Origin of the sequence: Pseudomonas sp. BCA17 (assembly GCF_004519405.1) — a bacterium.
GTDB lineage: Bacteria > Pseudomonadota > Gammaproteobacteria > Pseudomonadales > Pseudomonadaceae > Aquipseudomonas.
This window is the reverse complement of record NZ_SGWI01000008.1, coordinates 323,191-347,247: the sequence shown is the minus strand read 5'-3', so window position 1 is coordinate 347,247 and position 24,057 is coordinate 323,191. Positions and strand designations below refer to the sequence as shown.

The 24,057-nt window shown below is 59.9% G+C and carries 22 protein-coding genes; 14 read left to right on the top strand and 8 right to left on the bottom strand.

Annotated elements, in window-relative coordinates; translation table 11 throughout:
* Window positions 1–15: 15 nt before the first annotated feature.
* From EXW71_RS26095 to mrcB, 3 genes are read right to left on the bottom strand one after another with little or no spacing between them, the layout of a single operon-like run.
* Entirely contained in the window at window positions 16–345 is a 330-nt protein-coding gene (locus tag EXW71_RS26095; RefSeq protein WP_123715880.1) for a YqcC family protein, read from the bottom strand.
* A complete protein-coding gene (locus EXW71_RS26090; protein WP_134660632.1) occupies window positions 345–1,076 on the bottom strand; it encodes a tetratricopeptide repeat protein in 732 nt (243 codons plus the stop codon). Before EXW71_RS26090 ends, EXW71_RS26095 begins: the two co-directional genes overlap by 1 nt.
* A 16-nt stretch (window positions 1,077–1,092) precedes the next feature.
* A complete protein-coding gene (mrcB, locus tag EXW71_RS26085) occupies window positions 1,093–3,417 on the bottom strand; it encodes a penicillin-binding protein 1B (RefSeq protein ID WP_134660631.1) in 2,325 nt (774 codons plus the stop codon).
* 118 nt (window positions 3,418–3,535) lie between these two features.
* Here mrcB and EXW71_RS26080 point away from each other — a divergent pair, with 118 nt between their 5' ends.
* The 3 genes from EXW71_RS26080 (at window position 3,536) to EXW71_RS26070 (ending at window position 6,007) form a co-directional block, all read left to right on the top strand.
* Window positions 3,536–5,092: a bifunctional aminoglycoside phosphotransferase/ATP-binding protein gene (locus EXW71_RS26080; protein ID WP_134660630.1), complete on the top strand. Its 1,557-nt coding sequence runs from the start codon at window positions 3,536–3,538 to the stop codon at window positions 5,090–5,092.
* 93 nt (window positions 5,093–5,185) lie between these two features.
* Window positions 5,186–5,530 (top strand): pentapeptide repeat-containing protein, encoded by a 345-nt coding sequence (locus EXW71_RS26075; RefSeq protein ID WP_123715876.1) that lies wholly within the window; start codon window positions 5,186–5,188, stop codon window positions 5,528–5,530.
* A gap of 204 nt (window positions 5,531–5,734) precedes the next feature.
* Window positions 5,735–6,007 carry a TfoX/Sxy family protein gene (locus tag EXW71_RS26070; protein ID WP_010562703.1) on the top strand — a complete coding sequence of 91 codons (273 nt, stop codon included), beginning with the start codon at window positions 5,735–5,737 and terminating at the stop codon, window positions 6,005–6,007.
* Between the two features lie 254 nt (window positions 6,008–6,261).
* On the opposite strand, the gene EXW71_RS26065 is transcribed toward EXW71_RS26070, so the two are convergent.
* Genes EXW71_RS26065 through EXW71_RS26055 form a run of 3 tightly spaced genes read right to left on the bottom strand, consistent with a single transcriptional unit; the run spans window position 6,262 to window position 8,941 of the window.
* Window positions 6,262–7,029: a heme ABC transporter ATP-binding protein gene (locus EXW71_RS26065; protein ID WP_134660629.1), complete on the bottom strand. Its 768-nt coding sequence runs from the start codon at window positions 7,027–7,029 to the stop codon at window positions 6,262–6,264.
* Window positions 7,029–8,066, bottom strand: a complete 1,038-nt coding sequence (locus tag EXW71_RS26060; protein WP_134660628.1) for an iron ABC transporter permease — start codon at window positions 8,064–8,066, stop codon at window positions 7,029–7,031. The genes EXW71_RS26065 and EXW71_RS26060 overlap by 1 nt, the downstream gene beginning before the upstream one ends.
* Window positions 8,063–8,941, bottom strand: coding sequence for a hemin ABC transporter substrate-binding protein (locus EXW71_RS26055; RefSeq protein WP_134660627.1), 879 nt, complete (start codon window positions 8,939–8,941; stop codon window positions 8,063–8,065). Before EXW71_RS26055 ends, EXW71_RS26060 begins: the two co-directional genes overlap by 4 nt.
* A gap of 156 nt (window positions 8,942–9,097) precedes the next feature.
* On the opposite strand from EXW71_RS26055, the gene EXW71_RS26050 reads away from it, so the two are divergent.
* Window positions 9,098–9,415, top strand: a complete 318-nt coding sequence (locus EXW71_RS26050; protein WP_134660626.1) for a Rieske 2Fe-2S domain-containing protein — start codon at window positions 9,098–9,100, stop codon at window positions 9,413–9,415.
* On the opposite strand, the gene sfsA is transcribed toward EXW71_RS26050, so the two are convergent.
* Together sfsA and EXW71_RS26040 are read right to left on the bottom strand one after the other, a co-directional pair.
* The gene (gene sfsA / locus EXW71_RS26045) at window positions 9,412–10,125 is read right to left on the bottom strand and encodes a DNA/RNA nuclease SfsA (RefSeq protein WP_134660625.1); all 714 of its coding nucleotides are present in this window, start codon (window positions 10,123–10,125) and stop codon (window positions 9,412–9,414) included. The genes EXW71_RS26050 and sfsA overlap by 4 nt on opposite strands.
* Window positions 10,125–11,297, bottom strand: a complete 1,173-nt coding sequence (locus EXW71_RS26040) for a pyridoxal phosphate-dependent aminotransferase (protein ID WP_134660624.1) — start codon at window positions 11,295–11,297, stop codon at window positions 10,125–10,127. The genes sfsA and EXW71_RS26040 overlap by 1 nt, the downstream gene beginning before the upstream one ends.
* 316 nt (window positions 11,298–11,613) lie before the next feature.
* Here EXW71_RS26040 and dksA point away from each other — a divergent pair, with 316 nt between their 5' ends.
* The 10 genes from dksA (at window position 11,614) to pgi (ending at window position 24,008) form a co-directional block, all read left to right on the top strand.
* The gene (gene dksA, locus EXW71_RS26035; RefSeq protein WP_123715869.1) at window positions 11,614–12,057 is read left to right on the top strand and encodes an RNA polymerase-binding protein DksA; all 444 of its coding nucleotides are present in this window, start codon (window positions 11,614–11,616) and stop codon (window positions 12,055–12,057) included.
* An 84-nt stretch (window positions 12,058–12,141) separates the two neighbouring features.
* Window positions 12,142–13,029 (top strand): tRNA glutamyl-Q(34) synthetase GluQRS, encoded by an 888-nt coding sequence (gene gluQRS, locus EXW71_RS26030; protein WP_123715868.1) that lies wholly within the window; start codon window positions 12,142–12,144, stop codon window positions 13,027–13,029.
* A 62-nt stretch (window positions 13,030–13,091) separates the two neighbouring features.
* On the top strand, window positions 13,092–13,268 hold the full coding sequence (locus tag EXW71_RS26025) for a hypothetical protein (RefSeq protein WP_003176118.1): 177 nt from the start codon (window positions 13,092–13,094) through the stop codon (window positions 13,266–13,268).
* A complete protein-coding gene (locus tag EXW71_RS26020) occupies window positions 13,252–16,206 on the top strand; it encodes a sensor histidine kinase (protein WP_167659704.1) in 2,955 nt (984 codons plus the stop codon). The genes EXW71_RS26025 and EXW71_RS26020 overlap by 17 nt, the downstream gene beginning before the upstream one ends.
* Before the next feature lie 22 nt (window positions 16,207–16,228).
* Window positions 16,229–17,668: a sigma-54 dependent transcriptional regulator gene (locus EXW71_RS26015; protein ID WP_134660623.1), complete on the top strand. Its 1,440-nt coding sequence runs from the start codon at window positions 16,229–16,231 to the stop codon at window positions 17,666–17,668.
* Between the two features lie 709 nt (window positions 17,669–18,377).
* The gene (locus EXW71_RS26010) at window positions 18,378–19,766 is read left to right on the top strand and encodes a polynucleotide adenylyltransferase PcnB (protein ID WP_123715865.1); all 1,389 of its coding nucleotides are present in this window, start codon (window positions 18,378–18,380) and stop codon (window positions 19,764–19,766) included.
* A gap of 2 nt (window positions 19,767–19,768) precedes the next feature.
* Complete coding sequence (gene folK, locus EXW71_RS26005) at window positions 19,769–20,266, top strand: 2-amino-4-hydroxy-6-hydroxymethyldihydropteridine diphosphokinase (protein ID WP_134660622.1); 498 nt, start codon at window positions 19,769–19,771, stop codon at window positions 20,264–20,266.
* A 214-nt stretch (window positions 20,267–20,480) separates the two neighbouring features.
* Window positions 20,481–21,281, top strand: a complete 801-nt coding sequence (gene panB, locus EXW71_RS26000; RefSeq protein ID WP_134660621.1) for a 3-methyl-2-oxobutanoate hydroxymethyltransferase — start codon at window positions 20,481–20,483, stop codon at window positions 21,279–21,281.
* Window positions 21,278–22,129 (top strand): pantoate--beta-alanine ligase, encoded by an 852-nt coding sequence (gene panC, locus EXW71_RS25995; protein ID WP_134660620.1) that lies wholly within the window; start codon window positions 21,278–21,280, stop codon window positions 22,127–22,129. The genes panB and panC overlap by 4 nt, the downstream gene beginning before the upstream one ends.
* A gap of 214 nt (window positions 22,130–22,343) precedes the next feature.
* The gene (pgi, locus tag EXW71_RS25990) at window positions 22,344–24,008 is read left to right on the top strand and encodes a glucose-6-phosphate isomerase (RefSeq protein ID WP_123715861.1); all 1,665 of its coding nucleotides are present in this window, start codon (window positions 22,344–22,346) and stop codon (window positions 24,006–24,008) included.
* Window positions 24,009–24,057 lie beyond the last annotated feature (49 nt).

Sequence of the window (24,057 nt, the reverse complement as noted above, 5' to 3'; positions counted from 1 at the left end):
CCGGCAGTCAGGCAATTAACGAGCGTCGACGATCAGTTGGTCGAACTTTTTCAGCGCATTACGCAAACCAAGGCTTTCCACCGGCCGATCAGCGTAGACCATCTCAGCCATTTCCAGGATTCCCGACGCATTGGGCAGTGGCAGATCCTGCTCGAGAATCTGCTTCATGCGCACCAGGAAGATCCATTGCAGCCATTGATGGAAGTCCAAAGTATCGACCGCAAAGGGCTCGACGCTGCCGAGTGCATCGGCGCTGGGAGGGACTTCGTCCCACCAGCCCTGCACACGCAACTCGCGCTCGATCAACAACAACTGTTCGGCAATCGCGGGCAAACGTGCATCCATCAGAGGCTGACCTTGGCTTTCTGCCGCGCTTGGGCAGCACCGGCGGCATCACCTTGGGCCGCACGCGCATCACCAATCAAAGCCCACAGGTTGGCCTGCAGGTCGGGGCGACCATTGGCCAGGCTCAGGCCACGACGGGCGAACTGTTCGGCTTGCGGTGCATCACCCTGAGCCATACGCACCTGGGCAAGTCGATACAACACTTGCGGCTCGCGCGGTGCCACACGCTGGGCACGCTCAAGGCTCGACGATGCGCCGTTCAAGTCACCACCGGCTTGCTGTTGCTGGGCGGTCGTGAGCAAAGCCAGTACAGGTCCGTCCAATTGCTCGTCAGCCGACAGACCGCCAGCACTCGACGAAGGAATGCCGCTCGGTGTGGATGGCGGCATGTTGTAGGTACCCTGATTGATCGGTGCGGCCTGGACCGGCGCCGAATCAATCGGACCCGAAGTGCTCGGCCCGGGCGTCCACGGCTCGGCACTGATCGGCGCCGACGTAGCAGCACCGGCACCCGGCACCATGACGACCACACCCGAATCCTGCGGCACGGCTTGAGGCGCCTGGGCAGGACGCTTGACGACGGTCTGACGGAAACCGCCATTGGCCGAGATCCGGTCGTTGTTGGAAACGGTCGTGCTCGAATCCACCACGGGAATGGAGCCGCGTTGCACACTGGAGCAACCGTTGAGCAAAGCCAGAGCTGTAATAGCTGGAATCCACCACTTGTTCACTTGAAACCCTCTTTGCTTAATTCATCCAGCCCTTGACCCAATCCATCACCGACTCCGCATCAGCGGGGGCACTGCCACCGCACGCGGCGCCTGGTGGTGGCTCGCTGCCGCGAATATACGGCATCTGTACCGCGCCCGGACAGTTGGCATCAGAACCCTGGCCGGTGTGCGGATCAATCCACGCCTGCACGATGTTGTCCGGCTGCGGCATGTTCAGCGGCAGCGGATCAGCCTTGCGCATGAAGCTGGTCCAGACCTGCAATGCACCGGTGGCACCGGTGAATGGTGTCTTGCCGTTGTCATCTCGGCCCAGCCACACCACCGCCAGCACGTCCTGGCCGAAGCCGGCGAACCAGCTGTCGCGAGAATCGTTACTGGTACCGGTCTTGCCCGCCAGCGTCAGGTTGGACGGCAACACGCTGTAGACCGAACGCCCGGTACCTTCACGCATCACGCGTTGCATAGCGTTCTGAATCAGGTAGATGGAGCCCGCGTCGAAGCGCTGCTGAATCTGGAACGGATAACGTTTGAGCGGCTCACCCTCGGCGGTCAGTACGCTGCGAATGCCGCGCATCGGTGTATTGAAACCACCGTTGGCGAGAGTCTGGTACATCGTGGCCACTTCCATCGGGGTCATGGCCCCGGCGCCCAGCAGCATCGACGGGAACGCCGGAAACTCACGATTGATGCCCAGGCGCCCCAAGGTTTTCAGCACATTCGGCACACCCACTTCAAGCCCAAGGCGCGAGGTGGAGATGTTGTAGGAATGCGCCAGGCCCTGATACAGGAACACGGTGCCGTGGGAGCGACGATCAAAGTTCTGCGGCGTCCACACTTGGCCATCGGCACCTTTGACCGACAGCGGATCATCCGACAGCCAACTGGTCAGGGTGTATTTGCTCGGTTTCTCCAAGGCCGTCAGGTAGACAGCGGGCTTGACCAACGAGCCGATCGGGCGCACGGCATCCAGTGCACGGTTGAACCCGGCAAAACTGGCTTGGCGACTGCCGATCATGGCCTGGACTTCACCGGTTTCCGGGTTGGTCACAACCATGGCCGCTTCCACTTCATCCGAGCCCTTGCGACCTGTCAGACGCTTGAAGGTGTCATTGACGGACGCTTCGGCCTTCATCTGCAGAATCGGGTCGAAGCTGGTGAAGATCCGCAAGCCTTCTTCGGTCAAGTCTTCGTCGCGGTAGTCTTCACGCAGTTGGCGTTTGACCAGGTCGATAAAGCCTGGGAAGGAACTGTCGGCGAGCTTGCCGCGAGTTGTCACACCCAGTGGCATTTTCTTCGCCGCAGCTACTTGTTCGGCGGTGGCGACGCCCTGCTGTTCCAATACATCAAGCACCAGATTGCGGCGCTCGAGGGCACGCTCCGGGTTGCGACGCGGGTTGTAGTAGGAAGGCCCCTTGACCATCCCCACCAGCAACGCGACTTGATGCAGTTTCAATTCGGACAACGGCTGGCCAAAGAAGAACTGGCTGGCCAGGCCGAAGCCGTGCACCGCACGCTGGCCATCCTGACCGACGAATACCTCGTTGAGGTACGCCTCGAGGATCTCCTGCTTGCTGTAATGCAGTTCCAGCAACATCGCCATCATGGCTTCGGTGAGCTTGCGGGTGAGGCTGCGCTCATTGGTCAGGTAGAAGTTCTTGACCAGTTGTTGCGTAAGCGTACTGCCACCCTGAGTCATCCTGCCGCCGGACGTGTTGACCCAGATAGCCCGGGCAATCGACTTCGGCGACACGCCCCAGTGGCTGTAGAAATCGCGGTCTTCTACCGCGACCAGGGTTTCCAGCAGGTACGGAGGTACCTGGTCGAGCTTGATCAGGATGCGATCTTCAAGGTTCTTCGGGTAAATGCCGCCGATCAGCAGCGGCTCCAGCCGGACCACGGGTAATTTCGTGCCATTGAGCGAAGACAGCTCAGCTACATAATCGCCGGAGAAGCGCACGCGCACCGGCTGGGCTTTTTCCAGGCCCTCATAGAACTGGAAGCCACGGGTGTTCAGGTCGACGGTATTGCCACTGACGGCAGCCGCGCCCGGGCCGTTGCTCACGGGTTCGCGACGATAGCCCAGCGCGTCGAGCTCAGTGAGGAAGTCATCCTTGCTCAGTTTCTGGCCGGTGAACAATTCCAGCGGGCGAGCGTATACCTTGGCCGGGATGGTCCAGCGCTTGCCGGAGAATTTCTCCTGAACCACAGCGTCGAGGTACACCGCGAAGCCGGCAAGCACTACGAGGCCCACCAGGCTGAGCTTGAGCGCCCAGCCCAACCAGGGACGCATGCCGCGGGAAGGAGGTTTTTTACGGGAACGGGGAGATCGGGTTCGAGTCATGGCGGCGGATTATACGCACTTTATTGATGATCAACATGAGCCGGACAGCGGTTTGCATGACCGGCTGTAGCGGCCATAATGCCCGCCATGATTTCTCCCAGACTTTGAAGGATCGCCCGTGAGCCAGTCCCTGATCGCTGCCCTGCAAAACCCGGCTTTATACCCTCACCCGGTTGAAGCGTTTCAAGTCATCGAGACCCATATTTCCTGGGTGATACTGACTGGCTCTTATGCTTATAAACTGAAGAAACCGATGAACTTCGGCTTCCTGGACTTCACCAGCCTGGATGATCGCGGCCACTTCTGTCGTGAAGAATTGCGCCTGAACCAGCGCCTGACTGAAGATTTGTATCTTGAGGTGTTACCTATCACGGGTACCGCCGAAGCCCCGCAAATCGGCGGCGAAGGCCCAGTGATCGAGTACGCGTTGAAAATGCGCCAGTTCCCGCAAAGCCAGATGCTCAGCACCTTGCAGGCGAACGGCGAGCTGACCAGCACGCACATCGATGAAATGGCCAAGCAAATCGCGCACTTCCACCTCAATGCGCCGAAGGTTCCACAAGACCACCCTGCCGGCACCCCGGACGAAGTGATGGCACCGGTACGCCAAAACTTCGAACAAATCCGCCCGTTCCTCAGTGACAAGGCCGACCTGGTTCAATTGGAAGCGCTGCAAGCCTGGGCCGAAAGCAGCTTCGAACGCCTCAAACCACTGCTGGCACAACGCAAGCGCGATGGGTTCACCCGCGAATGCCACGGTGATATCCATTTGGGTAACGCCACCTTGATCAATGGCAAAGTCGTGATCTTCGACTGCATCGAATTCAACGAGCCGTTCCGCTTCACCGATGTGTACGCCGACACTGCCTTCCTGGCCATGGACCTGGAAGACCGCGGCCTCAAATCCCTGGCGCGACGCTTTATCAGCCAGTATCTGGAATTGACCGGCGATTATCAGGGCCTTGAGGTACTGAATTTCTATAAAGCCTACCGGGCATTGGTACGCGCCAAGGTTGCACTGTTCAGCATGCCGAGCGAAGCCGACCCCGTGCAACGCGCCACCACCCTGCGCCAGTATCGTAACTATGCCAACCTGGCGGAAAGCTACAGCACCATTCCTTCGCGCTTCCTGGCAATTACCCACGGAGTATCGGCCGTGGGCAAAAGCCACGTCGCCATGCGCCTTGTTGAAGCGTTGGGTGCCATACGCCTGCGCTCGGATGTTGAGCGCAAGCGCCTGTTTGGTGAGCAGCAGATCGAGAATACCCCGCAGGCCGGAATCTATAGCCAAGATGCCAGCGCTGTGACTTACGCGCGCCTGAACGAAATTGCCGACACGGTGCTGCGTGCTGGCTTCCCGGTGGTGCTGGACGCCACCTTCCTGAAGCGCGAGCAGCGTGACGCAGCAGCCAAGATAGCCGAGGCCACGGGGGCGCCTTTCCTGATTCTGGACTGCAATGCACCACAAGCCGTTATCACCAGCTGGTTGGCGCAACGTCAGGCAGACAAAAACGATCCTTCTGACGCGACGCTCACCGTTATTGAAGAGCAGCAAGCCCACCGCGACGCCCTGACGGCCGAGGAGCTGCTCCTGAGCAAACGCGTAGAGACCAATGAAAGCGGGACTCTCGACGCACTCGTGGCGCACATTCGTCAGCGCCTGCCCGGCCTGTAAGAAATATTTCTTGGCCGTGTCACTGAACTGCAGCGCACGGCCAAGAAATAGTGGCACTATAATGGCGTCATAATTCCACCAGGAGTCGCCATCATGGGTCAGCCCAAACTGCTTGATACTCCGCTCTACGCGCTCCTGCACAAAGACGACATTCGTGGCTTTAACCATGAGCGCCCTAAAGATGGTGTCATCAACCTGCGCGGCGGTGACTTTCGAGGGCTGGACCTGCGCGAACTGGATGCCACGGGCGTGGACTTCACCGATGCCTATTTCCGCTCAGCCGACCTGCGCGGCCTGGATTTACGCGACTGCTCGCTGGAAGGCGCCAGCCTGGCCCATGCGCAGATCTCCGGAACCTACTTTCCACCCGAATTGACCGCCGATGAGATCCTGATGTCCGTCAATTTCGGCACCCGGCTTCGTTACCGCACCAAGTAAACCCGCCTTCTGCGCCCCCGGCACGCCCTCAAGCGTGTCGGCCATTGCTCGCCTGCCTGTCGCTGAAAATGCGGTGTCACTCTTATAGCTTTTCAGCCGTTTCCGCCCAAAGAACTACGCTTTTCCTACTGAGCGCTACACTCCTTTTCAGGTTTGCCTGGTCACGATACCCACCGCACCATTCGGCCGTCGCAAGGAGGCTTGATGAACGATGAGCTGCAACACCTGAAAAACCTTGGCAAGACGTCAGCGCAATGGCTGCATGCGGTGGGTATCCATAGCGCTTCGGACTTGCGCCGCCTGGGCGCGGTTGATGCCTACCGAGCCGTGCGGACCCGCGGTTTCCGGGCATCGAAAGTGCTGCTGTATGCCATTGAAGGCGCACTGATGGATGTGCACTGGAACGACATTCCCGCAGAGCGCAAAGAGGCGTTGAACCGTCAGCTGGATGCAATTTCAGCGCGTCAGAAGAATTAGAACTGCCACGAAGCCCAGTATTTACAGGCATTCCAGACATTTTTTGAGAAAACTCGGAAAGCTGCAAAAACAACTATTGACTCACAAATGAGAATCGTTATGATTATCACAACTGGTCGCGAGATCAGCCGATAAACTGAAAGACCCTTGGTTCGGACTCTCAGATTATCTCCTCATCAGGCTAATCACGGTTATTTGACCCGGCTCTTGCCGGGTCTTTTTTTGCCTATAAAAAGCTGCCCGTAAAGCTGCGCTCAGCGCGCAATAATCAACGGATGCCCGAGTTCCGGATGCGGTTGAACCAGCACATCCAAACCAAACACGGCCTTGAGCAAGTCCGGCTGAAACACCTTCGACGGCGTGTCCAGGGCATGTGGGCGGCCGTTTTCCAGCAATAGAATACGATCGCAGTAGCGAGCCGCCAGGTTCAGGTCATGCAGAATCACCAATACCGCGGCCCCTTGGTCGGCAAAACGACGAATAGCCTGCAACGTCGTGTGTTGATGCAGAGGATCCAGCATTGATGTCGGCTCATCCAGCAGCAAGGTTTGACCCGCTTCGCCCGGCCATAGCTGCGCCAGCCCCCGTGCCAGGTGCACACGTTGGCGTTCGCCGCCGGACAAAGCCAAATAGCTGCGACCACTCAAATGCCCGACATCCGCCGCATGCAAGGCAGCGGCGATGATTTCCTCATCACGCGCCTTCCCTGTCTGATGGGGCAAGCGGCCCATGCCGACGACCTCTTCGACACGAAAAGCAAAATCCAGGGTCGACGTCTGCGGTAATACCGCCAGGCACCGGGCACGTTGCGGGCCGCTCCAATGCGCCAACGCCTGTTGAGCCAGCCATACATTGCCCTGGTCCGGATGCAACTCCCCGCACAACGCACCGAGCAAGGTACTTTTGCCGGCACCGTTAGGCCCGAGCACACCGAGCACTTCGCCTGGCAACAGATCCAGCGTGATATCCGTCAACACAACCTTGTGACCGCGCCGAATCTGCAGCCCTTCCACACGTAGCATCAGGCGCGCCCCCGCAATAACAGATAGAGAAAGAACGGCGCGCCAATGAACGCGGTCACGATACCGATCGGCAGCTCAGCAGGTGCAAGGGCCAGGCGCGCCACCAAGTCCGCAAACAACAACAGGCTTGCGCCGGCCAGCACAGACGCCGGCAACAGCACCCGATGGTCCGGACCTGCCAGCAACCGCACCAAATGCGGCACCACCAGGCCGACAAATCCGATCATCCCCGCCGCCGCTACCGCAGCGCCCACCCCCAGCGCTGTGCAGAACACCAGCTCGCGCTTGAGCCCTTCGACATCAATGCCCAAGTGATTGGCCTCGGACTCACCCAATAACAGTGCATTCAACGCATTGGCCCGGCGTGGCAACCAAAGTGCCACACCCGCGCTCACTAGCAGCAATGGCCATAACCGCGAATAGCTGGCGCCATTGAGACTGCCCAGGTTCCAGAAAGTCAGGGTGCGCAAAGTAGCGTCGTCCGCCAGATAGGTGAACAGGCCCACCGCCGAACTGCCGAGGGCCGTGAGCGCAATGCCGGCCAGCAACATCGTCGCGACATTTGTCTGGCCATTGCGGCGCCCCAACCGGTAGACCAGCGCGGTAACACCCAAACCACCAAGAAATGCACACAGTGACAACAAATAGGGGCCGAAGGCATCCGGCAATCCGCCAAAAAACGAACCACCGACAATCGCAATCGCCGCTCCCAGCGCAGCGCCGCTGGACACCCCGACCAGCCCGGGATCAGCCAACGGGTTGCGAAACAGGCCCTGCATCGCCACACCCGACAGCGCCAACACACCGCCCACCGCCAAGCCCAGCAACGTGCGCGGAAGACGGATTTGCCCCAGAATCAATTCGGCCTGCTCCAGGCCTCGCGCTTCAATCGGCAAGCCCATCAAGCGCAACGCAGCTTTGAGCGTATCCAGCAAGGGCAGGCTGACAGGCCCCAGTGCCAACGAAAGCCAGATTGCCAAGACACATAACAGCGACAACCCGATAAACAGCGTCTTCGGTTTTACCAATGTGGTCATGGGGCTGGTGTGGCCTGGAGTGGATAGAACCCGGCAGACAACTCAACCAGGCTTTTCGGCAAACGCGGCCCGAGGCCACCAACCAGCAGGGTCGGGTCCAACTCAAACACTCGCCCCTGCTTGGCCGCCGGGGTTGAAGCCAGGATCGGGTTCTCTTTGAACAGGGCCGCACGCGCCGCATCGCCGGTCAAAGCGCGGTCGGCAAATACCAACACGTCAGGGCTCAACCCCGCCAGCGACTCGACCGAAAACGGTTTGTAACCGGTGTGGGTCGCCAGGTTATGGCCACCCGCCTGCTGCACTATCCAATCGGCGGCCGTGTCTTTACCCGCAATCAGCGGCTTGCCACCCGCGTGGCCCAGCAACAGCAGCACACCCGGCACCTTTTGCGTAGCCTGCGCTTTGGCGACCCACTGCTTCTGCTGCTCAAGGGCGTGCTCATACCCGGTAAACAGTTCGTTCGCCTTGGCTTCACTTCCCAGCAATTTGCCCAAGTGCTGCAGGTTGCCTTTCAAGGCCGGCAAATCCGGCTGGGCCGAGAACATTTCCACCTGCACACCGGCACCACGAATCTGCGCCAGCACAGGCGGCGGCCCCATTTCTTCGGTACCGACGAGGATTTGCGGGCGCAGGCTGAGAATGCCTTCAGCCGACAATTGCCGCTGGTAACCAATACTCGGTAACGCCTTGAGCGACGCCGGGTGCTGGCTGGTGGTGTCGACCCCCACCAACTTAGACTCCGCGCCCAAGGCCGTCACCCATTCCGACAACGCCCCACCGGCACTGACCCAGCGTTGTGGCTGTTCAGAGGCTTGTGCCCCGTGGTTGACCAGCAGTGAAGCAACAAGCGCAATAGCGCTGGTACTCAGGCGCATAACAGGGTTTCCTTCCAAGGGCAGGGCCACTCAAGCGCTCATTGATGTGACAGATAACGCCCGCCTTACATCGTATGAAGCACCCGGTCAGCCGACGGGCGAAGCGGGCATTTGATAATTGTTTGCATTTGAACGTCAAGGCACTTAAGGATTGAAATGAAGTTTCTCTGCCCCTCCGACATGCTCGCGCCCGACAGCAGCCGTGGCTTTGAAATCGACGGTTGCAAACTATTGGCCGTGCGCCGGGACGGCGTTGCCTACTTCTATATCAACCGTTGCCCCCATCGCGGCATTCCACTGGAGTGGCAGCCCGACCAGTTCCTGGACCCCAGCGCCAGCCTGATCCAGTGCGCCACCCACGGCGCGCTGTTTCTGATCGAGAGCGGCGAATGCATCGCCGGCCCCTGTGCCGGCCAAAGCCTCACGCCACTGCACGGCCGCGAAGACGAACAAGGCTTGTGGGTTGAACTCTAGTCGCCCAGCACCACATCCAACCGACGGTCGACGTAAATTTCCTCAGGCGTCACTCGCACACCATAGGCCAGGACCTCCACACCGGCGGCCTTGGCCTCACGCAGCGCAGCGGCATAACCGGCATCAATCTCCACCGCCGGCCGCACCGCCTCGATCCCGGAGAGATTGACGCAATACAACTGCACCGCCCGCACACCGGCACGCGCCAAGTGCGCCAGCTCACGCAAATGCTTGGCGCCGCGCTGGGTCACTGCGTCGGGAAAAGCCGCTACCGCCGAGCCGTCAAACCCCAGGGTGACGCTTTTCACCTCCACATAGGCTGCGCCATGGGGATATTCCAGGCGAAAGTCGATGCGGCTTTTTTCCTGGCCGTAGGGCACTTCGCGCTTCAACGCATTAAAGCCGTTGAGCTCGATGATCACCCCGGCGTGCAGGGCTTCTTCTACCAACTGATTGGCGCGCGCCGTGTTGACGCATGCCAGTCGGCCTTGGGGCGTTTCGGCGATCTCCCAGGTGCCCGGCAGCTTGCGCTTGGGGTCGTCGGAGCGGCTGAACCAGACTTGCCCACCCTCCAGCATGCAATTGAGCATCGACCCGGTGTTCGGGCAGTGAATGGTCAGCAACTCGCCGGTAACCGTTTCAATATCGGTGAGAAAGCGCTTGTAGCGGCGAATCAGCCGCCCTTGTTCCAGAGGAGGATGAAAGCGCATCAGCCTTGCCAACTCCGCAGCCCACGGGCAATCCGTTCTACCGCCTCTTGCAGCCGATCAAGGTTTTGCGTGTAGGCAAAACGCACATGGTGACTGGCTTGATAGCGTCCAAAATCCAGCCCGGGCGTAAAGGCGACATGCTCCGTTTCGAGGAAATGACGGCAGAATGCGAAGGCATCACCGCCGAACGCGCGGATATCGGCATACAAGTAGAAAGCGCCCTCAGGCTCTACTGCAATGCCGAAGCCCAAGTCGCGCAAAGCAGGCAGCAGAAAGTCCCGACGACGACCAAACTCCGCGCGGCGCTCCTCCAGAATTCCCAGGGTTTGCGGGGTAAAGCAGGCCAGTGCCGCATGTTGAGCCATACTTGGCGCGCTGATGTAGAGGTTTTGCGCCAGTTTCTCCAGTTCCCCGACAGCAGCGGGCGGTGCTACCAGCCAACCCAGGCGCCAGCCGGTCATGCCGAAATACTTCGAAAAACTGTTCAGCACAAAGGCATCGTCGTCGACTTCCAGGACGCTGGCGGCGTCGGTGCCGTAAGTAAGGCCGTGATAGATCTCGTCCACTACCAGGTGGCCCTTACGCGCCCTGATCGCACTCGACAACCCGGCCAATTCATCGCGTGTGAGAATCGTACCGGTAGGGTTGGCAGGCGACGCCACCAATGCACCAACGCTGTCGTGATCCCAATACTTTTCAACCAGATCGGCATTCAATTGGTAACGCACCTCCGGGCCCACCGGCACCAGTTGCGCCGCGCCTTCCACCAGGCGCAGGAAATGCCGGTTACAGGGGTAGCCGGGGTCCGCCAGCAGCCAGTGCTTGCCGGGGTCCACCAGCAAGCTGCTCGCCAGTAACAAGGCACCGGAGCCACCGGGCGTAATCAGGATGCGCTCAGGATCGACACTCAACCCGTAGCGCTGCTGATAGAAACCGCTGATGGCCTCGCGCAACTCAGGCAACCCACGCGCCGCGGTGTAGCGGGTCTTGCCGTTGGCCAACGCTGCCTGGCCCGCCTGGATGATGGGCTCGGCCGTGGTGAAGTCCGGCTCGCCGATCTCCAGATGAATCACATCATGACCCGCCGCTTGCAGTTCATTGGCTCGCGCCAGCAACGCCATGACATGAAAGGGTTCGATGGCGCGACTGCGCGCACTATAGGGCTGAGCCATGAGCCTTCCTTAAACGTGAGGACAAAATTTGGATTCTACCGAACCCACGCGGTAAAACATGTTCTATTGCCTGCTCGGCCACTTGAACGGTGCGGGCACACGCGCACAAAAGGACTAAAATCAATATTCGAGACGATTCACACCCAGTCACGGCGGGCTGCTGCTATTTGCCCCCGTGCGATGGGCCTCGACAACCGGGAGTGGCGCACCCTGAATCTATCTGGTAAGTTCGCCCGCTTGCAGCCGCAGGGCCGGCAGGTGTCGGTGACGTTGCAATCCTGCGCAATGGATTAGAAGAGTGAGAGGCGGTCTATTCATGTCCACCCAAGCAAAGCAACAACAATCCTCAGCCCTCAGCGGCTTCACACCTTATGTTGAGACAAAAGGTGAGGAGTACATGAGCGAGCCCATGCGCAAGCACTTCTCCAATATCCTGAAGAAGTGGAAGCAGGACTTGATGCAGGAAGTCGACCGTACGGTTGACCACATGAAGGACGAAGCAGCCAACTTCCCGGACCCGGCCGACCGTGCCAGCCAGGAAGAGGAATTCGCCCTCGAGCTGCGCGCCCGTGATCGCGAACGCAAGCTCATCAAGAAAATCGACAAGACCCTGCAACTGATCGAAGACGAGGAATATGGCTGGTGCGAATCCTGCGGCGTCGAGATCGGTATTCGCCGCCTGGAAGCTCGCCCTACTGCGGACCTCTGCGTAGACTGCAAGACCTTGGCTGAAATCAAGGAAAAACAGGTCGGCAAGTAATTCCTGCCGGGCTGAACGAATGGAGCGTGCGAACGCTCCATTTTTGTTTCTGGGCTTTACCGACTTTCCAGTAATATCAGGCCCATGACAGCCTCTACCTATATCGGGCGCTTCGCCCCCACGCCCAGCGGCCATTTGCATTTTGGCTCCCTGGTTGCAGCCCTCGCCTCCTACCTCGATGCTCGCGCCAACCATGGCCGCTGGCTGATGCGCATGGAAGATCTCGACCCCCCGCGTGAAGAGCCCGGCGCCCAGGCGGCGATTCTGCATGCCCTGGAAAGCTACGGTTTTGAATGGGATGGCGAACTGGTCCGACAAAGCGAGCGGCATGATGCTTACGCCAAAGTGCTGAATGATATGTTCAACCATGGCTTGGCGTACGCCTGCACCTGCTCACGTAAACAGCTGGAAACCTACAACGGGATTTACCCAGGCTTGTGCCGCAATGCGGGTCACGATCAGCAGGACGCCGCTATCCGTTTGCGTGTTCCAGAACTGGAATACCACTTTACCGACCGTGTACAAGGCGAATTCCGACAACACCTGGGTCGCGACGTAGGCGACTTCATCATCCGTCGCCGCGACGGCCTGTATGCCTACCAATTGGCCGTGGTGCTCGACGACGCCTGGCAAGGTGTAACCGATATCGTGCGCGGCGCCGACCTGCTCGACTCCACACCGCGCCAGCTGTATCTGCAAGAGTTGCTGGGCCTGCGTCAACCGCGCTACCTGCATGTGCCGCTGATCATCCAGCCGGACGGTAACAAGCTGGGCAAATCCTACCGTTCCCCGCCGTTGGCACCCGATCAGGCCACGCCTTTGCTATTGAGAGCCTTGCGTGCCCTTGGCCAGCAACCGGGCGACGAACTGCTTCACGCCAGCCCCCGGGAGCTGCTGGATTGGGGCATTGCACACTGGGACGCTGCAAGGATCCCGCGCACACTCACGCTGGCCGAAGCGCAATTGAGCTGAAGGCGCTTGCAGCTTGCCAGCCATCCGTTACCATCGCCGCACGTTTTCACTCAGAGGCCAACATGTACATCTATCGATTGGTCCTGCTGCTGGTCGTCGGGATCTACCTGTTTTCCCCCGCCATCATGGATTGGTGGATCGACGCCACGGGCGCCTGGTACCGCCCTTATCTGCTGTGGCTGATCCTGATCGTCGTGACTTTCATCCTGCAGAGCCAAAAAGATGCCGATGAGCTTTAGCCTCACCCAGATGCTGTTGATCAGCGCCGCCTACCTGGCGGCGTTGTTCGGCGTCGCCTGGATCAGTGAGCGCGGAATGATTCCGCGGGCGATCATTCGCCATCCGCTGACTTACACCCTGTCCCTGGGCGTCTATGCCAGCGCCTGGGCATTCTACGGCACCGTGGGCCTGGCCTATCAGTACGGTTATGGCTTCCTCTCCAGCTACCTCGGGGTTTCCGGCGCTTTCCTGCTGGCGCCCGTGTTGCTGTACCCGATCCTGAAAATCACCCGTACCTATCAGTTGTCATCCCTGGCAGACCTGTTTGCCTTCCGCTTTCGCAGCACCTGGGCCGGCGCGCTGACCACCATTTTCATGCTGATAGGCGTCCTGCCCTTACTGGCCTTGCAAATCCAGGCGGTGGCCGACTCCATCAGCATCCTGACCCGCGAGCCGGTGCAGCATCGAGTTGCCCTGGCCTTCTGCGCGCTGATCACCCTGTTCACGATTTTCTTCGGCTCGCGCCATATCGCCGCCCGTGAAAAACATGAAGGCCTGGTATTCGCGATTGCCTTTGAGTCAGTCATCAAGCTGATCGCCATCGGCGGCGTCGGCCTCTATGCGCTGTATGGCGTGTTCGACGGGCCGCAACAGCTGGAACTGTGGCTGCTGCAAAACCAGACCGCCCTCGCCGCCCTGCACACACCCTTGCAGGAAGGACCGTGGCGCACCCTGCTGCTGGTGTTCTTCGCTTCGGCGATCGTGATGCCGCACATGTACCACATGACCTTCACCGAGAACCTCAACCCGCGCTCTCTGGTCAGTGCCAGTTGGGGCTTGCCGCTGTTCCTGTTGCTGATGAGCCTGGCGGTACCGCTGATCCTGTGGGCCGGCCTGAAACTGGGGGCCACCACCAATCCGGAATACTTCACCCTCGGCGTCGGTATCGCCGCGAATAACCCGGCCCTGGCGCTACTCGCCTACGTTGGCGGTTTATCGGCGGCCAGCGGTCTGATCATCGTCACCACCCTGGCCCTCTCGGGGATGGCGCTCAACCATCTGGTACTGCCGCTCTACCAGCCGCCCGCCGAAGGCAATATCTACCGCTGGCTGAAATGGACGCGCCGCGCACTGATCGTGGCCATCATCATGGCCGGCTATGGTTTCTACCTGCTGTTGGGCGCCGGCCAAGACCTGGCCAACCTCGGGATCGTCGCGTTCGTCGCTACCTTGCAGTTCCTGCCGGGCGTGTTGTCGGTGCTGTACTGGCCGACGGCCAATCGCCGTGGCTTTATCGCCGGGTTGCTGGCAGGCATTCTGGTGTGGATCGTCACCATGTTGTTGCCATTGGTCGGCAACCTCCAGGGGTTCTACATTCCGCTGCTGAACATGATTTACGTGCTGGACGACACCAGTTGGCACATGGCGGCGATCGCATCCCTGGCCGCCAACGTGCTGATGTTCACCCTGATCTCACTGTTCACCAACGCCAGCCCCGAAGAAACCAGTGCCGCCGAGGCCTGCGCAGTCGACAACGTGCGCCGCCCGCAACGCCGCGAGCTGCACGCCGCCTCACCCCAGGAGTTCGCCACGCAACTGGCCAAGCCCCTGGGTGCCAAGGCGGCACAGAAAGAAGTCGAACAGGCGTTGCGCGATCTCTACCTGCCGTTTGACGAGCGCCGTCCCTATGCGCTGCGCCGCCTGCGTGACCGTATCGAAGCCAACCTCTCCGGCCTCATGGGGCCGAGCGTGTCACAAGACATGGTAGAAACGTTCCTGCCCTACAAGGCAGGCGGTGAAAACTACGTCACCGAAGACATTCACTTCATCGAGAGCCGACTGGAGGATTACCACTCACGCCTCACCGGCCTCGCTGCTGAACTCGATGCGCTGCGTCGCTACCACCGCCAGACCCTGCAGGAGCTGCCGATGGGCGTGTGCTCTCTGGCCAAGGATCAGGAAATCCTGATGTGGAACAAAGCCATGGAAGAACTCACCGGCATCGCCGCCCAACGGGTGGTGGGTTCGCGCTTGAATACCCTGGGCGAGCCGTGGAAAGAACTGCTGCAAGGTTTCATCGACCTGCCCGACGAGCACTTGCACAAGCAGCACCTGGCGCTCGACGGCCAGACCCGCTGGCTCAACCTGCACAAAGCGGCGATTGACGAACCCCTCGCCCCCGGCAACAGCGGCCTGGTGCTGCTGGTGGAAGACCTGACCGAAACACAGATGCTCGAAGACAAGCTGGTGCACTCCGAGCGCCTGGCCAGCATCGGCCGACTGGCGGCGGGTGTGGCCCACGAAATCGGCAACCCGATCACCGGTATCGCCTGCCTGGCGCAGAACCTGCGGGAGGAGCGCGAGGAAGACGGTGAAATCACCGAGATCAGCGGGCAAATCCTCGAACAGACCAAACGTGTTTCGCGCATCGTGCAGTCGCTGATGAGCTTCGCTCACTCAGGGGCTCATCAGAACCAGGATGAAGCCGTGTGCCTGGCCGAAGTGGCGCAGGATGCCATTGGGCTGCTGGCCTTGAACCGGCGCAATTTCGAGGTACAGTTCTTCAATCTATGCGACCCCGATCACTGGGTCGACGGCGACTCCCAACGCTTGGCGCAGGTGCTGATCAACCTGCTGTCCAATGCCCGTGACGCATCACCGGCCGGCAGCGCGGTACGTGTCAAGAGCGAGGCTTTCGAGCATACGATCGATCTGATCGTGGAAGACGAAGGCAGCGGCATTCCACAGAACATCATGGACCGATTGTTCGAACCTTTCTTCACCACCAAGGACCCAGGTGAAGGTACCGGTCTGGGCCTTGCACTGGTCTATTCCATCGTTGAAGAGCATTATGGACAAATCACCATCGACAGCCCGGCTGACACCGAAAGCCAACGCGGCACCCGTATCCGGGTGACCTTGCCGCGTCATGTCGAAGCGACGTCCGCTGTGAACTGAGACCGTCGAGAGAATTGAATCAATGCCGCACATTTTGATCGTCGAAGACGAAACCATTATCCGCTCTGCCTTGCGTCGCCTGCTTGAACGTAATCAGTATCAGGTCAGCGAAGCCGGCTCGGTGCAGGAAGCGCAAGAGCGGTTCACTATTCCCACGTTCGACCTGATTGTCAGCGACCTGCGCCTGCCGGGCGCACCGGGTACCGAGCTGATCAAGCTGGGCCAGGGCACTCCGGTGCTGATTATGACCAGCTATGCCAGCCTGCGTTCGGCGGTCGACTCCATGAAGATGGGCGCGGTGGACTACATCGCCAAGCCCTTCGATCACGACGAGATGCTCCAGGCCGTGGCCCGCATCCTGCGTGACCATCAGTCGGCTGGCAGCGCACCGACCGAACAGCGTCCCGCCGGCAAAGCCGCCAACGGCGCGGAAAAACCTGGGGTCGACAACAGTAATGGCGAGATCGGCATCATTGGCTCGTGCCCACCGATGCAGGATCTTTACAGCAAGATCCGCAAAGTCGCGCCTACCGACTCCAATGTGTTGATCCAGGGCGAATCGGGCACCGGTAAAGAACTGGTGGCCCGTGCGCTGCACAACCTGTCCAAGCGCGCCAAGGCACCGATGATTTCGGTGAACTGTGCGGCGATCCCCGAATCCCTGATCGAGTCCGAATTGTTCGGCCACGAAAAAGGCGCGTTCACCGGTGCCAGCGCCGGGCGTGCTGGCCTGGTGGAAGCAGCGGACGGCGGCACCCTGTTCCTCGACGAAATCGGCGAACTGCCCCTGGAAGCCCAAGCGCGATTGCTGCGGGTACTGCAGGAAGGCGAGATTCGTCGTGTAGGCTCGGTGCAATCACAGAAGGTCGACGTGAGGCTGATTGCAGCCACTCACCGTGACCTCAAGAGCCTGGCCAAGATCGGCCAGTTCCGCGAAGACTTGTACTACCGCCTGCACGTTATCGCCCTCAAGCTGCCGGCGCTACGCGAGCGTGGTGCCGACGTCAACGAGATCGCCAACGCGTTCCTGCTGCGCCAAAGTGCGCGCATCAACCGTACTGACCTGAAGTTTGCCGCGGACGCCGAACAGGCGATTCGGCATTACTCGTGGCCAGGTAACGTGCGCGAGCTGGAAAACGCGGTGGAGCGTGCGGTGATTCTGTCGGAAAGCCCGGAAATTTCCGCTGAGCTGCTGGGCATCGATATCGAGCTCAGTGATCTGGAAGATGACGACTTCCTCGAGCTGGCGCCACAACAGGGCGGCGGTAGCAATACCAGCCATGAGCCGACGGAAGATTTGTCACTGGAAGACTACTTCCAGCATTTCGTCCTTGAGCATCAGGACCACATGACTGAGACCGAGCTGGCTCGCAAGCTGGGCGTCAGCCGTAAGTGCCTGTGGGAACGGCGCCAACGACTGGGCATTCCACGGCGCAAGACCGGGGTAGCCAGCGAAAGTTGAGGTGCGTGCCTGCGGGTAACACCCTCAGATGTGAAAAAACTGTTACCTCAGAATTTTTACGTAACAAAAGCCGGGGCTTACGGTAACGAAGCCCCGGCTTTTTTTCGCCCGGAAAAACCTCCGAAACCCGCCATCCCCCCGGTTTTGCTGGGCGGTGCAAAAGTTGGCACGCACCCTGCTATATGCTTAGTACAAAAACAATAACAAGCTTTGTACAAGACAATAAAAATAAGACGAATCGACTCACGCATAACAAAAACAACACGGCGGAGGCGCAGCTAACTGATTCTTTTGGAGAGGCGTTGCATTTGGGGCTTGCCCCGCAACCAGGCCGAGAACAACAAAAACTGCCCTAAGGCAGAGCCTGAACTGGTTGGATCATAGATCAGCAACACAGCGACCAAAGCAATCCGTTTGCTCTTGGCTCCCGATTGGGAGTGTCAGGAAGGTGAAGCTTCCTGGCGAGGGCGATCAACAAAAACAAGAAGCCCGAAACCAATAATAAAAATAGAGCACGCAACTACTTCTGGGGGAGCTTCGGCTCCCCTTGTAGTTTCTGGCATTTCGATTGAGCGATTTGACGATTTAAAGCTAATGGCGCAAGGCCGCAGCTTGTTCCTACACCATCCCCCGACTAAATGCTAGAATCCCCGCCCATCATGCGGTCATTCTTCGTTATGGCCGAACATTCCTTCAAACAGTGCATCCCATGCTGAAGAAGTTGTTCCAGTCATTCCGTTCTCCCTTGCGTCGTACGCAACACAAACGCAGCACGCCTGAAGTGCTCAATAGCAGCCAGCATTCGCTGCAGCGCGCTCAATTCAGCCGTTATGCAGTGAACATCGTCGAACGTTTACAGAACGCCGGCTACCAGGCGTATCTGGTGGGCGGGTGCGTGCGCGACATGCTGCTCAATATCACGCCCAAGGACTTCGACGTCGCCACCAGCGCCACGCCTGAGCAAGTGCGCGCCGAGTTTCGCAATGCGCGAATCATTGGCCGCCGCTTTAAACTGGTGCACATCCACTTTGGTCGCGAGATCATCGAGGTCGCGACGTTCCGCGCCAATCACCCGCAAAACGATGAGGAAGAAGACACCAACCAGTCTTCCCGCAACGAGAGCGGGCGCATTCTGCGGGATAACGTCTATGGCACCCTAGAAGAAGACGCGCAACGCCGCGACTTCACCATCAACGCCCTGTATTACGATCCGGTCAGCGAGCGCATTCTCGATTACGCCAATGGCGTACACGACATTCGCAACAACCTGATTCGCCTGATCGGCGATCCGGTTCAGCGCTACCAGGAAGACCCGGTACGTATGCTGCGAGCGGTGCGGTTTGCCGCCAAGCTGAACTTCGGTATCGAGAAGCACACCGCCGCGCCAATTCGCGAGCTGGCGCCGATGTTGCGCGAGATTCCTTCCGCGCGCCTGTTCGAAGAAGTACTCAAGCTGTTCCTCTCGGGCTACGCCGCCGATACGTTTGAAATGCTCGTCGACCTCCAGTTGTTCGATCCACTGTTCCCGGCCAGCGCCGAGGCCTTGGAATACAACCCGACATACACCCACACACTGATCAGCGAAGCGCTGATCAACACCGACCTGCGCATCAAGCAGAACAAACCGGTGACTCCGGCGTTCCTGTTTGCCGCCCTGCTGTGGCCTGCCCTGCCCAAACGCGTATTACGCCTGCAGGACCGAGGCATGCCGCCGATTCCTGCCATGCAGGAAGCCGCTCATGAACTGATCGCCGAGCAGTGCCAGCGCATCGCCATCCCGAAACGCTTCACCATGCCGATCCGCGAGATCTGGGACATGCAGGAGCGCCTGCCGCGCCGCAGCGGCAAACGCGCCGACCTGCTGCTGGACAACCCACGTTTCCGTGCGGGCTACGACTTCCTGTTGCTGCGCGAAAGCGCTGGCGAACAGACCGACGGCTTGGGCGAATGGTGGACTGACTATCAGGACGCCAATGACAGCCAGCGCCGCGACATGATTCGCGACCTCGGCAGCAAAGGCGAGGGAGAAGGCCCGAAAAAACGTCGCCGCAGCGGTACTAAACGCAAGCGCAGCGGCGCCGACGCTTCAGGCGAATAAACGTGGAGCGGATCTACATTGGCATGGGCAGTAACCTCGCTGCCCCGCAACAGCAACTGCGCAACGCCGTCCAGGCGTTGGCGCTGTTACCCGGCACGACCCTCGCAGGCGTATCGGCGTTCTATCAAAGTGACTCCCTGCTCCCGGGCCAGCCGCGCTACACCAATGCGGTTGCGGCCCTGGACAGCAGCCTGGCGCCACTGGAGCTGCTCGATGCGCTGCAAGCCATCGAGAACGACCAGGGCCGCGAGCGCCTGGAACGTTGGGGCCCGCGCACCCTGGACCTGGACATTCTGTTGTTTGGCGATCGCCTGATCGACGAACCTCGCCTGAAGGTGCCGCACTATCAGATGCAGTTGCGGCCGTTCGTGCTCTACCCCTTGGCCGAGTTGGCACCCGCGGACCTGCAACTGCCTGACGGTCGGCGACTCGGCACCTTGCTTGAAGCCTGCCCGTTTGTCGGCCTGGAACGCCTGGCTGCGGCTGAATCGCATCAGTAACACGGGTAACACCCCACTCGTAACAATGCGGTAACACATCCAATTGACTTCCCGTGTCCTCCTCACGACTATAGGCGTCCAGCTGCCGCCAACCCGGCACTGAAGGGCGCAATCCAGGCCATATAAGCACTGCTCTCAAGACAGTGCGCCTGTATAAACGAAGACTCACGCGCGTTACTCGCTGTTTCCAAGCGCCTGAACGAGGACCCTTTTCATGCCAAGCATTACCCTGACCACCTTGCAGAGCCTCAAGCTCAAGGGTGAAAAAATCACCATGCTCACCTGCTACGACGCCACCTTCGCCCACGCCAGTTGCCAGGCCGGGGTCGAGGTGCTGTTGGTAGGCGACTCCCTGGGCATGGTTCTTCAAGGGAATGACAGCACACTGCCTGTTACCACCGATGAACTCGCCTACCATACCGCCAGCGTCAAGCGCGGTAATGACGGTGCGTTCATCATCGCCGACTTGCCGTTCATGGGTTACGCCACCACCGAGCAGACCTTCCAGAACGCCGGCAAACTGATGCAAGCCGGTGCGCATATGGTCAAGATCGAGGGCGCCGTATGGCTCGCCGACTCGATCCGCCTGCTGGCTGAGCGTGGCGTTCCGGTGTGTGCACACATGGGCCTGACGCCGCAGTCGGTGAATATCCTCGGCGGCTACAAGGTACAAGGCCGCAATGAAGCCCAGGCGCGCCAGATGCGCGCCGATGCCATTGCCCTGGAACAGGCCGGCGCGGCGATGATCCTGCTGGAATGCGTGCCAAGCGAACTCGCCGCAGAAATCACCCAAGCCGTCAAAGTGCCGGTGATCGGCATTGGTGCCGGGTCCGCGACCGACGGCCAGGTGCTGGTGGTGCACGACATGCTTGGCCTGTCCATAAGTGGCCATGTGCCAAAGTTCGTCAAAAATTTCATGGCCGGCCAGGACAGTATCCATGCAGCATTGAGCGCTTACGTCAGCGAAGTCAAAGCTGTCACTTTCCCAGGCGCCGAACACGGATTCTCTGCATGAACACTGTAAAGACCGTACGTGAACTGCGGGCCGCCGTGACTCATGCCCGCAGCGCCGGCAAGCGCATCGGCTTTGTGCCGACCATGGGGAACTTGCACAGCGGCCATGCCACCCTGGTAACCAAGGCCGCCCAGCAGTCGGACTTCGTGGTCGCGAGTATTTTCGTCAACCCGCTGCAATTCGGCGCCGGCGAAGATTTGGACAAATACCCGCGCACCCTCGCCGCCGATCAGGAAAAGCTGCTGCAAGCCGGCTGCAACCTGCTGTTTGCGCCTACCGTCGAGGAAATGTACCCAGGCGGCATGACGGGTCAGACCCGCGTCAGCGTCCCCCAGTTGTCCGAAGGCCTGTGCGGCGCCAGCCGGCCCGGGCATTTCGAAGGTGTGGCGACGGTTGTCAGCAAGCTGTTCAACATGGTCCAGCCGGACATGGCCGTATTTGGTCAGAAGGACTACCAGCAGTTGGCCGTGATCCGTGCCATGGTCCATGACCTGAACATGCCGATCCAGATCATCGGCGAGCCCACCGTGCGTGCCGAAGATGGCCTCGCGCTGTCTTCGCGCAACGGTTATCTCACCGACGAGCAGCGCGCTATTGCCCCGGTGCTTTATCGCAGCCTCAGCCAGATTGCCGCGTCGATCAAAGCCGGTGACCACGACTTCGCCAAGCTGCGTGCCGAACAGGTGCGGCAGATCGAAGCCGCAGGTCTGCGCATGGACTACCTTGAAGTACGCCACGGCGTGAATCTGCGTCCAGCCACGGCCGAGGATCGCGATGTGGTGATTCTGGTAGCTGCCTACCTGGGCGCCACCCGCCTGATCGACAACCTGCATTTGACCCTCAACTGAATACCTTCAGTTGCCCTCCCCGCTGTGCCGGTATAAAAAAGTACCGGCTACAGCGCAGACAAAGCCAAGACATATCGACACGCTAGGTTTAATGTAATCGCCCTGCGCTATTGGTTAGCGCTGTCCGGCATCGGCCACTTGATCAAAGACAGGACGTTCCGGACTTTGAAGTGTCCTAAAGGCAGTCCCCGTAATAAAAAGGAAACCCGCAGCGATGGCGTACTACCGCACTCCCCATGACGTTACCGCTCTGCCCGCCTGGCAAGCGCTCAATCAACATCGCCAAGCCATGCAGGATTTCAGCATGCGCGAGGCATTCAATGCCGATCCCCAGCGCTTTTCCCAATTCACGTTGAGCAGCTGCGGGCTTTTCCTCGATTACTCGAAAAACCTGATCACCCGCGAAACCCGTGATCTGCTGGTGGGCCTGGCCAACGAAGTCGGCCTCAAGGATGCGATCAACGCGCTGTACGCCGGTGAGCCGGTCAACTCGTCCGAAGGCCGTCCTGCCCTGCACACCGCGCTGCGCCGCCCGGTGGGCGACAAATTGTCGGTCAATGGCGTGAATATCATGCCGGACGTGCACAAGGTGCTGAACCAGATCACTGACCTGGTCGGCCGTATTCACGACGGCCTGTGGCGTGGCTACACCGAGAAGCCCATCACCGACGTGGTGAACATCGGCATCGGCGGCTCGTTCCTCGGCCCGGAGCTGGTCTCCGAAGCGCTGTTGTCCTACGCCCATAAAGGCGTGCGCTGCCATTACCTGGCGAACATCGACGGCAGCGAGTTCCACGAGCTGACCATGAAGCTGCGTGCCGAGACCACGTTGTTCATCGTTTCGTCGAAATCCTTCAACACCCTTGAAACCCTGAAAAACGCCCAGGCCGCCCGCGCCTGGTACCTGGCCCAGGGCGGTTCGGAAGCCGAGCTGTACCGTCACTTCATCGCCGTGTCGAGCAACAACGCCGCAGCCGTGGCTTTCGGTATCCGCGAAGAAAACATCTTCCCGATGTGGGACTGGGTCGGCGGCCGTTACTCGCTGTGGTCGGCCATCGGCTTGCCAATCGCCCTGGCCATCGGCATGTCCAACTTCAAGGAACTGCTGTCCGGCGCCTACACCATGGACCAGCATTTCCAGAACGCGCCGTTCGAAGCCAACATGCCGGTGCTGCTGGGCTTGCTGGGCGTGTGGTACGGCAACTTCTGGGGTGCGCAGAGCCATGCGATCCTGCCGTACGACCACTACCTGCGTAACATCACCAAACACTTGCAACAGTTGGACATGGAATCCAACGGCAAGAGCGTGCGCCAGGACGGCACACCGGTGTCGACCGATACCGGCCCGGTGATCTGGGGTGGCGTAGGCTGCAACGGTCAACACGCCTACCACCAGTTGCTGCACCAAGGGACCCAACTGATCCCGGCCGACTTCATCGTGCCGATCGTCAGCTTCAACCCGGTGTCCGACCACCATCAGTGGCTGTATGCCAACTGCCTGTCCCAGAGCCAGGCATTGATGCTTGGCAAAACCCGCAGCGAAGCCGAGGCCGAATTGCGCGAGAAAGGCATTCCGGAAGCCGAAGTGCAGAAGCTGGCTCCGCACAAGGTGATCCCGGGCAACCGCCCAAGCAACACGATCGTGGTTGAACGCATCAGCCCGCGCCGCCTGGGCGCACTGGTGGCGATGTATGAACACAAAGTGTTTGTGCAGAGCGTGATCTGGGGCATCAACGCCTTCGACCAATGGGGCGTGGAACTGGGCAAAGAGTTGGGCAAAGGCGTGTACAACCGCCTGACCGGCACCGAAGAGACCTCGGCCGAGGACGCTTCGACCCAGGGCCTGATCAACTATTTCCGTGGTCGTCACCGCGGCTGATACAGGGCTTACAGGGCCAACGTCCACTTGGACGTTGGCCTTGAACCCT